A 12130-nucleotide genomic window follows, 5' to 3' on the forward strand; every position below is an offset into this window, starting at 1 on the left:
CAGGTTCTAGCCAGCGGGGGAGCAAAGCATGAGTGAGACCAGCGTGCACAAGGTGCTGGTCAGCGCCTGCTTGCTGGGTCAGCCGGTGCGCTACGACGGTCAGAGCAAGGGCATTGTCAGCGACTGGCTGCGCGAGCTGGGGGCTGAAGGGCGAGCGCTGGCGTTTTGCCCCGAGGTGGCGGGCGGTCTGCCGACCCCGCGCCTGCCTGCCGAACGGCAAGGCGAGCGGGTGGTGACCGAGGGTGGACTGGATGTGACGGCCGAGTTCGATCACGGCGCCCGGCTGGCGCTGCAACTCTGCCAGGCTCAGGGCATTCGCTTCGCCCTGCTGAAGGAGGGGAGCCCCTCCTGCGGCAGCGGCCGCATCTACAACGGCCGCTTCGAGGGTGTCTCTGTGTCGGGCGAGGGCATGACCACGGCCCTGCTGCGCTGCCACGGCATCCGGGTGTTCAGCGAGGATCAGCTGCCCGAGCTGGCCTCGGCACTCGCCTTGGCTGCCTGCGGCTCGGCCTGAGCCGCCGCATCGGCTGCCTGCCACTGCGCCAGCACGGCGTCCTTCTCCTGCCAGCGCTGGTTCAGCCACTGCTGGAAGCCGCGTTTGAACTGCTTGTCGTTGAAATAATCCCCCACCAGCTGCTCATCCACCGGCAGCTCCTCGATCCGTACCCGGATGCGCTTCATCCGTCCCATCAGGAAATCCTTGAAGGGGGTTTCGGGGTTATCCGGGTAGCTGATGGTGACGTTGATCAGGCTGTCGAACTGCTCTCCCATGGCCGCCAGGGTGAAGGCCAGCCCTGCCGCCTTGGGCGACATCAGGTGCTGGTAACGGGAGCGGGAGGCGTCGCGCTTCGCCTCGGTGAAGCGGGTCCCCTCCACGAAGTTGATGACAGTGGTGGGGATGTGGCGAAACTTCTCGCAGGCGTTGCGGGTGGTTTCGATGTCCTTGCCCCGCAGGTGCGGGTTCCTCAGCAAAAACTCCCGTGAGTAGCGACGCATAAAGGGCATGTCGAGCCCCCAGCAGGCCAGCCCCAGCAGCGGGATGTAGATGAGCTCGTGCTTCATGAAGAACTTAGGCACCGGCAGTCGGTCGCGAAACAGATGACCCAGCACCACGATATCGGTCCAGCTCATGTGGTTGCTGATGATCAGATACCAGCCATCCTTGCGCAGCCGGGTGTCGTCCTCCACCTGCCAGTCGATGCGGGTGGTGAGGCGGATCACCAGGGCGTTGCAGGCCAGCCACAGGCGCATGAAACGGTTGTTGAGGCGACTGCAGGCACGGCCAAAGGCCGGGATCGGCAGCAGCAGCTTGGCCAGTGACACCAGCAGGATCAGGCTGGCGCACAGGGCGGTAAACAGTATGGTCAGGCCGGCGCTGATGAGCAGCACCAGCGGACCCGGGAGCAGGGTTAGCATGGCGTCGTTGAGGGCGTCTTGTCCGCCAGCAGCTGGTCCAGGGTCTGGTCTTTCTCGTGCCAGATCCCGTTCAGCCACTGTTGAAACTCTTGTTGGAACTCGGGGTCATTGAAGTAATCCCCCACCAGATTGCGTTCGATCGGCAAAAAGCGGACTCGAACCTTGATCTCCTTGACCCGACCGCACATGAAGTCCCAGTAACTGGGGATGCCGTCCGGATAGGCGATGGTCACATCCACCAGCTTGTGCAGCTGATCACCCATGGCCGCCAGGGTGAAGGCGATGCCGCCAGCCCGCGGGTGCAGCAGGTGGCGATAGGGTGCTGCCTGTTTGTCGTGTTTGCGGGCGGTGAAGCGGGTGCCCTCCACGAAGTTCATCACACTCACCGGAATATGGCGGAACTTGGCACATGCCTGGCGCGTGGTCTCTATGTCTTTTCCCTTCAGATGCGGCTTCTTTTCCAGCAACTTGCGCGAATATCGCCGCATGAAGGGGAAATCCAGCGCCCACCAGGCCAGACCGAGAAAAGGTACCCAAATCAGTTCTTTCTTGAGGAAAAACTTCAGGAAGGGGATTTTTTGATTAAAAATCCGCTGCAGTACCAGTATGTCGACCCAGGATTGATGGTTGGCAATCACCATATACCACTCATTCCGGCGCCCTTTGTCCACTCCGACCACATCGAAAGGGGTTCTGATGATGGTTTTCTGGATCAGGTTGTTGAAACCGATCCAGCAGCCGGCACTGCCATCCAGCAGCGCGTTGCAGAGGGGGCGCCAGCCCTTGAAGGGCAGCAACAGCTTGAGCAGGCCCAGCGTGAGGATGGGGATAAACCAGAACAGGGTGTTGAGAAAATAGAGCAGGGTCGAGAGGCTGCCGCGCAGTCGCTCAATCAGCTTGTTGGGCATGGGTCGGGTCCGTCTTGCTGTCGATAAGGGGCCATCAAGTGGTCAGATCTGTGGCCATAATATCAGCCGATGGCCCGCGAGACCATGTAAGGGGCCATCGCGGTCGCTTCCTGCCCCGTATCAGCCGCTGCGCAGCCGCGACAGCAGCCGGTCCATGGCCCGGTAGCCGAGCGCCTCGATCAGGTGCTCCTTCTCGATGGCCTGCCGTCCTGCCAGATCGGCGATGGTGCGCGACACCCGCAGGATGCGATGCCAGGCCCGGATGCTGAGCCCCAGCTTCTGGATGGCGTTCTCCAGAAACTCGGCATCCTGCGGTGATAAGCGGCAAATTTCTTCGATTTCACGGCTATCAAGCAGGTTGTTGAGCTTGCCGTTGCGGTTCAGCATCTGCTCCCGTGCCGCCAGCACCCGTTCGCGGATCTGCTGGCTCGACTCTCCCCGCTCCGCCTTGCCGGTCAGGCTGCCCTTGGGCAGCAGTGGCACCTCCACCGTCAGGTCGAAGCGGTCGAGAAAGGGGCCGGAGAGCTTGCCGAGGTAGCGCAGGATCTGATCCGGGCTGGAGCGGGTCTGGCCATCGCCATAGTGGCCGCAAGGGCTGGGATTCATGGCGCCGACCAGCTGGAAGCGGGCGGGAAAATCCACCTGGCGGGCGGCCCGACTGATGGTGATATGGCCGGTCTCCAGCGGCTCGCGCAGGGAGTCGAGCACCTTGCGCTCGAACTCGGGCAGTTCATCCAGAAACAGCACCCCATTGTGGGCCAACGAAATTTCGCCGGGCCTTGGGTGGCTGCCACCACCCACCAGCGCCACCGCCGAGGCGCTGTGATGGGGCGTGCGATAGGGCCTGTGATGCCAGTGACCGGCGCGTGGGGTGAGGCCGCCGATGGAATGGATGGCGGCGGTCTGCTGCGCTTCCTGTTCGCTCAGCGGCGGCAAGATACCGGGCAAGCGGCTGGCCAGCATGCTCTTGCCGGTGCCGGGCGGGCCGATGAACAGCAGGTTGTGGCTGCCGGCGGCAGCGATCTCCAGCGCCCGCTTGGCCTGAGACTGGCCGATCACGTCCTGCAGGTCCGGCACATCGGGCAGGGCCTCCGTGGTCTGGGGATCCGGCAGCGGCAGCTCGTACTGGCCCGCCAGCCAGGCGGTGACGGCCAGCAGCTGATGGGCGGTGCGCACTTCGGCGTCCTGGATTAGCGAGGCTTCGGGGCCGTTCTCTCGCGGCACCAGCAGAGTGCGCCCAGCATCCCGGCAGGCGAGCACGGCGGGCAGCACCCCGAGCACGGGACGGATCTCGCCGGTCAGGGCCAGCTCACCTAAAAATTCGTGATCGAGCAGGTATTTTGCGGGTATCTGCTTGGAAGCGGCGAGAATGCCGATGGCGATGGCCAGATCGAAACGGCCCCCCTCCTTGGGCAGATCGGCGGGAGCCAGATTGACCGTGATGTGTTTGCTCGGGAACTCGAAATTGCCGTTGAGCAGGGCGCTGCGCACCCGATCCCGCGACTCCTTCACCGAGGTTTCCGGCAGGCCCACCATGTTGAAGGCGGGCAAACCGTTGGAGAGGTGCACCTCCACCGTCACTTGCGGGGCCGCGACACCTAGGCTGGCACGGCTATAAACCACAGCTAATGACATAAATCCCGTCCTTGGTTTGATGTATATGCTGGTTAACCGTTTTTTATTAGTTTTTTGTTCCAATCGACGCGTTCGGACTCAGTCAAAATCAGAGTCTTGTCAGGCAAAAAACGCTTGCCCAATAAAAAACACCGTGCTAGTTCTAATAGCCATTCGCGGTAAAAACCGCCCAATTTCACAGGATTTCCGGTTGTAACTATGAACATGGCCTCCCGTTTCGTCAGCATTATTGTGGTCCTAGTGGTGATTATTATCTCACCGCTCGGGGCTCGTTTAGCTGCACGGAACAAGGGATAGACCCACCACCGGACAGAACGAAACAAGCGACCCCCGAGCCTCACAGCTCGGGGGTTTTTTTTCGACCACAGGACAGGATTTTCCAGATGAACGGCGCGCAGTTTTTGGTACAGGCTCTCAAGCAACAGGGTGTGACTCAGGTGTTTGGTTACCCGGGCGGGGCCATCATGCCGGTCTACGATGCCCTGTATGACGGTGGCCTGGCCCACCAGCTCTGCCGCCACGAGCAGGGTGCCGCCATGGCGGCGGTGGGTTATGCCCGTGCTTCTGGTCAGGTGGGCGTCTGCATCGCCACTTCCGGCCCTGGCGCCACCAACCTGGTGACTGGCCTCGCGGAGGCGCTGCTCGATTCGGTGCCGCTGGTGGCTATCAGCGGTCAGGTGTCCTGCGCTGCCGTGGGCACTGATGCGTTTCAGGAGGTCGACGTGCTCGGCATGTCCCTCTCCTGCACCAAGCACTCCTTCATGGTGACTGACGTGGCCGATCTGCCGCAGGTCATCGCCGAAGCCTTCGCCATCGCCAGTGAAGGGCGCCCGGGCCCGGTGCTGATCGACCTGCCCAAGGATGTGCAACTGGCCAAGGTGCCAACCCAGAGCCCGCTGTTTGCGGTGGCTGAGCCCGAACATCTGAGCCAGGCCGAACTGACGGCCGCCCGCACCCTGCTGGCCACCGCCGAGCGCCCGGTGCTCTACGTCGGCGGCGGAGTGGGCATGGCCAATGCGGAGCAGCAGCTGCGTGACTTTGCCGCCGCCACCGGCATGCCGGCGGTCACCACCCTCAAAGGGATCGGTGCGCTCGACCCTGACAGCCCCGTTTATCTCGGCATGCTTGGCATGCACGGTACCAAGGCTGCCAACTATGCGGTGCAGCAGTGTGACTTGCTGCTGGTGGTGGGTGCCCGTTTCGATGATCGGGTGACCGGCAAGCTGGAGGAGTTCGCCCCCGAAGCCAAGGTGATCCATCTGGATGTGGACGCCGCCGAGTTCGGCAAGCGCCGCGCCGCCGAGGTGGGCATCACTCAGGATCTGAAACAGGTGCTGCCGCGCCTCGCCATGTCCCTTGCCATCGACCCATGGCGTGAGCACTGCGCGAACATGGCCCGCGAGTATGCCTTTCGCTACGACCATCCCGGCCAGCCCATCTATGCTCCGGCGCTGCTCAAGCAGCTCTCCGCCAGATTGCCGGAGACCAGCGTGGTGGCCTGCGACGTGGGTCAACACCAGATGTGGGTGGCCCAGCACATGCGCTTCACCAGCCCGCGCAACCACCTCTCCAGCGCCGGTCTCGGCACCATGGGCTTCGGTCTGCCGGCCGCCATCGGCGCCAAGATGTCGCGCCCGGAGGATGAAGTGGTACTGGTGAGCGGTGACGGCTCTTTCATGATGAACGTGCAGGAGCTTGGCACCATCCGCCGGGCCCAGCTCAAGGTGAAGATGGTGCTGCTGGACAACCAGCGTCTCGGTATGGTGCGCCAGTGGCAGGAGCTGTTCTTCGACGGCCGCTACAGCGAGACCATCCTCTCCGACAACCCCGATTTCATCGCCCTGGCTGCCGCCTTCGGCATCCCCGGCGAAACCATCACATGCAAGGACCAGATAGCCGGCGCCCTCGATCGCCTGCTGGCAAGCGAGAGTGCCTACCTGCTGCATGTGGCCATTTCAGAGGAAGAAAACGTCTGGCCCCTGGTTCCGCCAGGAGTCGCCAACCACCAGATGATGGAGCAACGCCCATGAGTCAGTTCAATACCTTGCAAATCCATGCCCAGCCCAGACCCGAAGTGATGGAGCGGGTGCTGCGGGTGGTTCGTCACCGCGGTTTCAACCTCTGCGCCCTCAACATGGAGCAGGATTGCCAACAACTGCGGATCACGGTTACTGTCGAGTCGGTGCGTCCCATCCAGCAGTTGTGGAGCCAGCTGGTGAAGCTGGTGGACGTTTCCCGGGTCGATGCACTGGAACAGCAACCCCGGATCAGAGCTTAAGGAGCCAAGCCAATGTCACAGCCTTCCCAATCCGCCACTCATCCCCAATACATCTGGTTCAACGGCAAACTGGTGCCCTGGCAGGACGCCCAGGTGCACGTGATGAGCCACGCCCTGCACTACGGTTCCTCGGTGTTCGAAGGGGTGCGTGCCTACGACACCCCCAAGGGCACCTGCATCTTCCGCTTGCAGGAGCACACCCGCCGCCTGTTCGACTCCGCCAAGATCTACTGGATGGACGTCCCCTACAGCGAGGCCGACGTGAATGAAGCCTGCCGCACCGTGGTGCGCGAGAACGGCCTGAAGAGCGGCTACCTGCGCCCGCTGGCCTTTGTCGGCAACGTGGGGCTGGGGCTGCATCCGCCGCTGGATGCCAAGGCCGACCTGATGGTGGCCGCCCTGCCGTGGGGCGCCTATCTGGGGGAAGAGGGGCTGAAAAACGGGGTGGATGTGTGCGTCACCTCCTGGAACCGGCTCGCACCCAACACCATTCCCACCGGCGCCAAGGCGGGCGGCAACTATCTCTCCTCCCAGCTGATCAGTCGCGAGGCCAAGCGCAACGGCTTCGCCGAGGGGCTGGCGTTGGACGTGAACGGCTACCTGAGCGAAGGGGCGGGGGAGAACCTGTTCCTGGTGAAGAACGGCGTGCTGTTTACCCCGCCCGCTACTGCCGCCATCCTGCCCGGCATCACCCGTGACACCATCATGACGCTGGCCCGCGATCTCGGTTACGAAGTGCGCGAGCAGGCGCTGCCCCGCGAGGCGCTCTATGTGGCAGACGAGATCTTCATGACCGGTACGGCGGCAGAAGTGACCCCGGTGCGTTCCGTCGATCGGATGAAGGTGGGTGCTGGCTGCCGCGGTCCGGTGACCGAGCAGCTGCAAAACGCCTTCTTCGGCCTGTTCAACGGCCAGACCGAAGACAAGTGGGGTTGGCTGACGCCCGTCAACGACTGATGAGAGAGGGGAGGCGTCATGCCTCCCCGAGTCGCTTCCGGTCAGGGCACTGCGCTGTGCCCTTACCAGGATCGATTCCCGATCCGAGAGTCACTTTTTCATTTCCAAAGATAATGAGCCCGCTGGGCATTCAGGGAGTAGAGACAATGCCGAAGTTGAGATCCGCCACCACCACCCACGGACGTAACATGGCCGGGGCCCGCGCCCTGTGGCGCGCCACCGGAATGACCGATCAGGATTTCGGCAAGCCCATCATCGCCGTGGTCAACTCCTTCACCCAGTTCGTGCCGGGCCACGTCCACCTCAAGGATCTGGGCCAGCTGGTTGCGCGCGAGATCGAAGCTGCCGGCGGGGTGGCCAAGGAGTTCAACACCATCGCCGTGGATGACGGCATCGCCATGGGCCACGGCGGCATGCTCTACTCCCTGCCATCGCGGGAGCTTATCGCCGATTCGGTGGAGTACATGGTCAACGCCCACTGCGCCGACGCCATGGTCTGCATCTCCAACTGCGACAAGATCACCCCGGGGATGCTGATGGCCGCCCTGCGCATCAACATCCCGGTGATCTTCGTCTCCGGCGGCCCGATGGAAGCGGGCAAGACCAAACTCTCCGACCAGATCATCAAGCTGGATCTGGTGGACGCCATGATCCAGGGCGCCGACCCCAAGGTCTCCGATGCCCAGAGCGAACAGGTGGAGCGCAGTGCCTGCCCCACCTGCGGCTCCTGCTCCGGCATGTTCACCGCCAACTCCATGAACTGCCTGACCGAGGCGCTGGGTCTGTCCCAGCCTGGCAACGGTTCGCTGCTGGCAACCCACAGTGACCGCGAGCAGCTGTTCAAGCTGGCGGGCCAGCGCATCGTGACCCTGGCCAAGCGTTGGTATGAGCAGGACGATGCCTCGGCACTGCCGCGCAACATCGCTACCAAGGCGGCGTTCGAGAACGCCATGGCGCTGGATATCGCCATGGGCGGCTCTACCAATACCGTGCTGCACCTGCTGGCGGCGGCCCAGGAGGCGGGTGTCGACTTCACCATGGCCGACATCGACCGCATGTCGCGCAAGGTGCCCCAGCTCTGCAAGGTGGCGCCCTCCACCCAGAAGTACCATATGGAAGATGTACACCGCGCCGGCGGCGTGGTCGCCATCTTGGGCCAGCTGGAAAAAGCAGGCCTGGTGCACGGGGATACCCGCAACGTGCTGGGAACCTCGCTGGTGGAGCTGCTGGCCGAATACGACGTCAGCCGCCAGCCCAGTCAGGAGGTGGTGGACTTCTACCGCGCCGGGCCGGCCGGGATTCGCACCACCAAGGCGTTCAGCCAGGATTGCCGCTGGCCGGAGCTGGATCTGGACAGAGCAGAAGGCTGCATCCGCTCGCTGGACAACGCCTACAGCCTGGAAGGGGGCCTGGCCGTGCTCGCTGGCAACCTGGCGCTGAACGGTGCCATCGTCAAGACCGCCGGGGTGGATGAGGAGAACCTCACCTTCCGTGGCCCGGCCCGGGTATTCGAGAGCCAGGACACGGCGGTCACCGGCATTCTGGATGGCACCGTCAAGGCCGGTGAAGTGGTGGTGATCCGCTACGAAGGCCCGAAAGGGGGCCCAGGCATGCAGGAGATGCTCTACCCCACCACTTATCTCAAGTCCATGGGGCTCGGCAAGGCGTGCGCCCTGATCACCGATGGCCGCTTCTCCGGCGGCACCTCGGGTCTCTCCATCGGCCACGTGTCGCCGGAGGCGGCCTCCGGCGGCACCATAGGTCTGGTGGAGGACGGCGACATCATCAACATCGACATCCCGGCCCGCAGCATGGTGCTGGAGGTAGCCGACAGCGTGCTGGCTGCCCGCCGCGTCGCCGTCGAGGCTCGTGGCTGGAAGCCGCTCGATCGTCAGCGTCAGGTCTCCTTTGCCCTGCGCGCCTACGCCATGTTCGCCACCAGTGCCGATAAAGGTGCGGTGCGCGATCGCACTCTGCTGGGGGAATAAACCATGGTCTCTGCGGCGGATTATCTACGCAAGGTGTTGCTCTCCCCCGTCTATGAGGCGGCGCGGGTCACCCCCCTGCAAACCCTGAAGAAACTCTCCGAGCGGCTCGGCAATCACGTCAGCCTGAAGCGGGAGGACCTGCAACCGGTCCACTCCTTCAAGCTGCGCGGTGCCTACCACAAGATTGCTACCCTGACCGAGGAGCAGAAGGCGCGCGGCGTCATCGCCGCCTCCGCCGGCAACCACGCCCAGGGGGTCGCCCTGTCGGCCGCCAAGCTCGGTATCAAGGCGATCATCGTGATGCCCAAGACCACGCCGGACATCAAGATCGACGCGGTGCGCCGTCAGGGCGGCAACGTCATGCTGTTTGGCAACAGCTTCGATGAGGCCTACGGCGAGAGCCGCCGCCTCGCCGAGTTGGAGGGCTACACCCTGATCCCGCCGTTTGACGACGTCGAGGTGATCGCCGGGCAGGGCACCATCGGCAAGGAGCTGCTGGAGCAGGATACCCACCTCACCCACGTGTTTGTGCCGGTGGGCGGTGGCGGGTTGGCCGCCGGGGTGGCGGTCTACATCAAGCAGCTGCTGCCGGATGTGAAGGTGATCGGGGTGGAGGCGGAGGGTTCCGCCTGCCTCAAAGCCGCGCTGGCGGCCGGCGAGCCGGTCAATCTGGAGCGGGTCTCGTTGTTTGCGGACGGGGTGGCGGTCAAGCGCATCGGCGAGGAGACCTTCCGCCTGTGCAACCAGTATCTGGACGAGGTGGTGACCGTCTCCAACGACCAGATCTGCGCCGCGCTCAAAGACATCTTCGACGACTGCCGCGCCATCGCCGAGCCGTCGGGGGCCCTGTCGCTGGCGGGCCTCAAGGCCTACAGCGAGCGGGAGCAAGTGAAAGGGGGACGGATGGCGGCCATTTTGTCCGGCGCCAACGTCAACTTCCACAGCCTGCGCTACGTGTCGGAGCGCTGCGAGATCGGCGAGAAGCGTGAGGGCATGCTGGCGGTGACCATCCCCGAGCGCAAGGGGGCCTTCCTCGACTTCTGTCGTCAGCTCGGGCCGCGCATGGTGACCGAGTTCAACTATCGCTATGCGGATGCCGAGCAGGCGTCGCTGTTCGTCTCGGTGCGCCTCACCGGCGGTGACGAGGAGCTGGGCCAGATCATCGATCAGCTCGGCGGCAACGGCTATCCGGTGGTCAACATGACCGAGAGCGAGTTGGCCAAGAACCACGTGCGTTACATGATTGGCGGCCGCCCGGCCCGGCCCCTCGGTGAACGCCTCTACAGCTTCAAGTTTCCGGAGCAACCGGGCGCCCTGATGCGCTTTCTGGAGACCCTCGGCTGTCGCTGGAACATCAGCCTGTTCCACTACCGCAACCACGGTGCCGACTATGGCCGGGTGCTCTGTGCGTTCGAGCTGCCTGATGAAGACGTGGCGGCCTTCCACGACTACCTGCACGAGATTGGCTACGGCTGGAAAGAGGTGAGCGACGACCCCGCCTACCGGCTGTTTCTGGCCAGCTAGGTGGGTTGCAAGCAGCAAGAGGGAGGCCATTGGCCTCCCTTTTTCATGGCGCTGGCCGGCACATCCGCGGATACCCCCTGCATGGGGCGTTTTCCTGCCGGGAATGCCGGGCGCTTCACACTCTTGAGTCCCAAGTCATTTGAGGCTGGCAACAGATGGGATAACCTGATGGACGGGGCCGGGTTTGCCCCATCAGGGAAGAGAGGCGCAAGAGCGCCCATCACGACTCATTGCAGAGGCTTTCACCATGAACAAATCGATACTTGCCGTGCTGGTCAGCGGCCTGCTCGTCAGCGGGGCCGTGCAGGCTGCCGCTCAGGACAACACCTGGTACGCCGGCGGCAAGGCCGGCTGGTCCAAGTTCTTCGACGTGGATCAGAAGCAGGTCGTCTCCGACACCCTGGGGGCGCTGCAGAACACCAGCACCAGCAAGGATACGCTCGGGCTGGGCGCCTTTGCCGGCTATCAGCTCAACCCCAACCTGGGCTTCGAATTCGGTTATGACTGGTTCGGCAAGTACACCTCGTCCGGCGAATTGAGCGGGGTGAGGGTGGAAGGGGAAGCCAAGAGCCAGATGATCCAGACCACCATGAAGATAGGGTTCCCGGTCAACGATGCGCTGGATCTCTACGGCCGGATCGGCGGCGGTTACGCCTGGACCAACAGCGAACTGTCGGCCCAGACGGCCACCGACTTCATCAAGGATACCGGCAACAAGCATGGCGCCGTGTTCGTCGGGGCGCTGGGGGCCGAATACGCCATTGACCGTGACTGGGCCGCCCGCCTCGAATACCAGTACACCACCCCGCTCGGGGATACCTCCCTCGATCGTTCCGGCATCGAGATGGACAACGGCATGCTGGCCTTCGCCATGCTCTATCGTTTCGGCCAGCAGGGCGGCGAAGTGGCGGCGCCCGCACCGGCCCCCGCTGCGGCGCCTGCTCCCGCCGTGGTGGTGGTGCCCAAGACCTTCAGCCTGAGCTCGGACGTGTTGTTCGAGTTCAACAAGGCGACCCTCAAGCCGGCTGCCAGCCAGGCGCTCGACAACCTGTTCAGCCAGATAGTGGCGGCCAATCCGAAAGACGGGGTGGCAACCGTGATCGGCCACACCGATCGCATAGGCTCCGACGCCTACAACCAGGCGCTCTCCGAGCAGCGCGCCCGCAGCGTCGCCGATTACCTGATCGCCAAGGGACTGTTTGCCGACAAGGTGCGGGTCGAGGGGCGCGGCAAGTCCTCTCCGATCACCGGCAACAACTGCAGCAGCGGCTCCAAACCGGCGCTGATCGCCTGTCTGGCACCGGATCGGCGGGTGGAAGTGCGGCTGGAAGGTGTCTCCCAACCGGCGCAATGACCACGGTGACAACATGAACGACAAGGGAGGCTCAGGCCTCCCTTTTCATTGCCGCCAGCGGGGGCGGTTA

General features: G+C 63.7%; 10 protein-coding genes. 7 read left to right on the plus strand and 3 right to left on the minus strand.

The annotated features are described in order from the left end of the window. The first annotated feature begins 28 nt into the window (after positions 1 to 28). Positions 29 to 514, plus strand: coding sequence for a DUF523 domain-containing protein (locus tag PG899_RS04100; RefSeq protein WP_077096283.1), 486 nt, complete (start codon positions 29 to 31; stop codon positions 512 to 514). Here the strand turns inward: PG899_RS04100 and PG899_RS04105 are convergent. The 3 genes from PG899_RS04105 to PG899_RS04115 all read right to left on the minus strand — a co-directional run bounded on the left by PG899_RS04105 (position 460) and on the right by PG899_RS04115 (position 3959). Next, a complete protein-coding gene (locus PG899_RS04105; protein WP_024945523.1) occupies positions 460 to 1416 on the minus strand; it encodes an acyltransferase in 957 nt (318 codons plus the stop codon). The genes PG899_RS04100 and PG899_RS04105 overlap by 55 nt on opposite strands. Then, positions 1410 to 2324 (minus strand): acyltransferase, encoded by a 915-nt coding sequence (locus PG899_RS04110; RefSeq protein WP_077096285.1) that lies wholly within the window; start codon positions 2322 to 2324, stop codon positions 1410 to 1412. Before PG899_RS04110 ends, PG899_RS04105 begins: the two co-directional genes overlap by 7 nt. Before the next feature lie 120 nt (positions 2325 to 2444). Then, complete coding sequence (locus PG899_RS04115) at positions 2445 to 3959, minus strand: YifB family Mg chelatase-like AAA ATPase (RefSeq protein ID WP_045525911.1); 1515 nt, start codon at positions 3957 to 3959, stop codon at positions 2445 to 2447. Positions 3960 to 4342: 383 nt separating this feature from the next. Here PG899_RS04115 and ilvG point away from each other — a divergent pair, with 383 nt between their 5' ends. The 6 genes from ilvG to ompA all read left to right on the plus strand — a co-directional run bounded on the left by ilvG (position 4343) and on the right by ompA (position 12060). Next, a complete protein-coding gene (gene ilvG, locus PG899_RS04120) occupies positions 4343 to 5989 on the plus strand; it encodes an acetolactate synthase 2 catalytic subunit (protein ID WP_077096286.1) in 1647 nt (548 codons plus the stop codon). Then, on the plus strand, positions 5986 to 6237 hold the full coding sequence (gene ilvM / locus PG899_RS04125) for an acetolactate synthase 2 small subunit (protein WP_005306810.1): 252 nt from the start codon (positions 5986 to 5988) through the stop codon (positions 6235 to 6237). The genes ilvG and ilvM overlap by 4 nt, the downstream gene beginning before the upstream one ends. 12 nt (positions 6238 to 6249) lie before the next feature. After that, positions 6250 to 7194 (plus strand): branched-chain amino acid transaminase, encoded by a 945-nt coding sequence (locus PG899_RS04130; protein WP_024945526.1) that lies wholly within the window; start codon positions 6250 to 6252, stop codon positions 7192 to 7194. A gap of 146 nt (positions 7195 to 7340) precedes the next feature. Beyond that, entirely contained in the window at positions 7341 to 9182 is a 1842-nt protein-coding gene (ilvD, locus tag PG899_RS04135) for a dihydroxy-acid dehydratase (protein WP_077096287.1), read from the plus strand. Between the two features lie 3 nt (positions 9183 to 9185). After that, a complete protein-coding gene (gene ilvA, locus PG899_RS04140) occupies positions 9186 to 10706 on the plus strand; it encodes a threonine ammonia-lyase, biosynthetic (protein WP_011707857.1) in 1521 nt (506 codons plus the stop codon). Positions 10707 to 10953: 247 nt separating this feature from the next. After that, a complete protein-coding gene (ompA, locus tag PG899_RS04145; protein ID WP_043164013.1) occupies positions 10954 to 12060 on the plus strand; it encodes a porin OmpA in 1107 nt (368 codons plus the stop codon). The last annotated feature ends 70 nt before the right edge of the window (positions 12061 to 12130 follow it).

Origin of the sequence: Aeromonas sp. QDB39 (assembly GCF_027707585.1) — a bacterium.
Lineage (GTDB): Bacteria > Pseudomonadota > Gammaproteobacteria > Enterobacterales > Aeromonadaceae > Aeromonas > Aeromonas hydrophila.

Coding starts and splice junctions, on each gene's coding strand:
- PG899_RS04115 (WP_045525911.1), bottom strand. CDS start 3,959: ATGTCATTAGCTGTGGTTTATAGCCGTGCCAGCCTAGGTGTCGCGGCC.
- PG899_RS04130 (WP_024945526.1), top strand. CDS start 6,250: ATGTCACAGCCTTCCCAATCCGCCACTCATCCCCAATACATCTGGTTC.
- ilvA (WP_011707857.1), top strand. CDS start 9,186: ATGGTCTCTGCGGCGGATTATCTACGCAAGGTGTTGCTCTCCCCCGTC.
- ilvD (WP_077096287.1), top strand. CDS start 7,341: ATGCCGAAGTTGAGATCCGCCACCACCACCCACGGACGTAACATGGCC.
- ilvG (WP_077096286.1), top strand. CDS start 4,343: ATGAACGGCGCGCAGTTTTTGGTACAGGCTCTCAAGCAACAGGGTGTG.
- PG899_RS04100 (WP_077096283.1), top strand. CDS start 29: ATGAGTGAGACCAGCGTGCACAAGGTGCTGGTCAGCGCCTGCTTGCTG.
- ompA (WP_043164013.1), top strand. CDS start 10,954: ATGAACAAATCGATACTTGCCGTGCTGGTCAGCGGCCTGCTCGTCAGC.
- ilvM (WP_005306810.1), top strand. CDS start 5,986: ATGAGTCAGTTCAATACCTTGCAAATCCATGCCCAGCCCAGACCCGAA.
- PG899_RS04110 (WP_077096285.1), bottom strand. CDS start 2,324: ATGCCCAACAAGCTGATTGAGCGACTGCGCGGCAGCCTCTCGACCCTG.
- PG899_RS04105 (WP_024945523.1), bottom strand. CDS start 1,416: ATGCTAACCCTGCTCCCGGGTCCGCTGGTGCTGCTCATCAGCGCCGGC.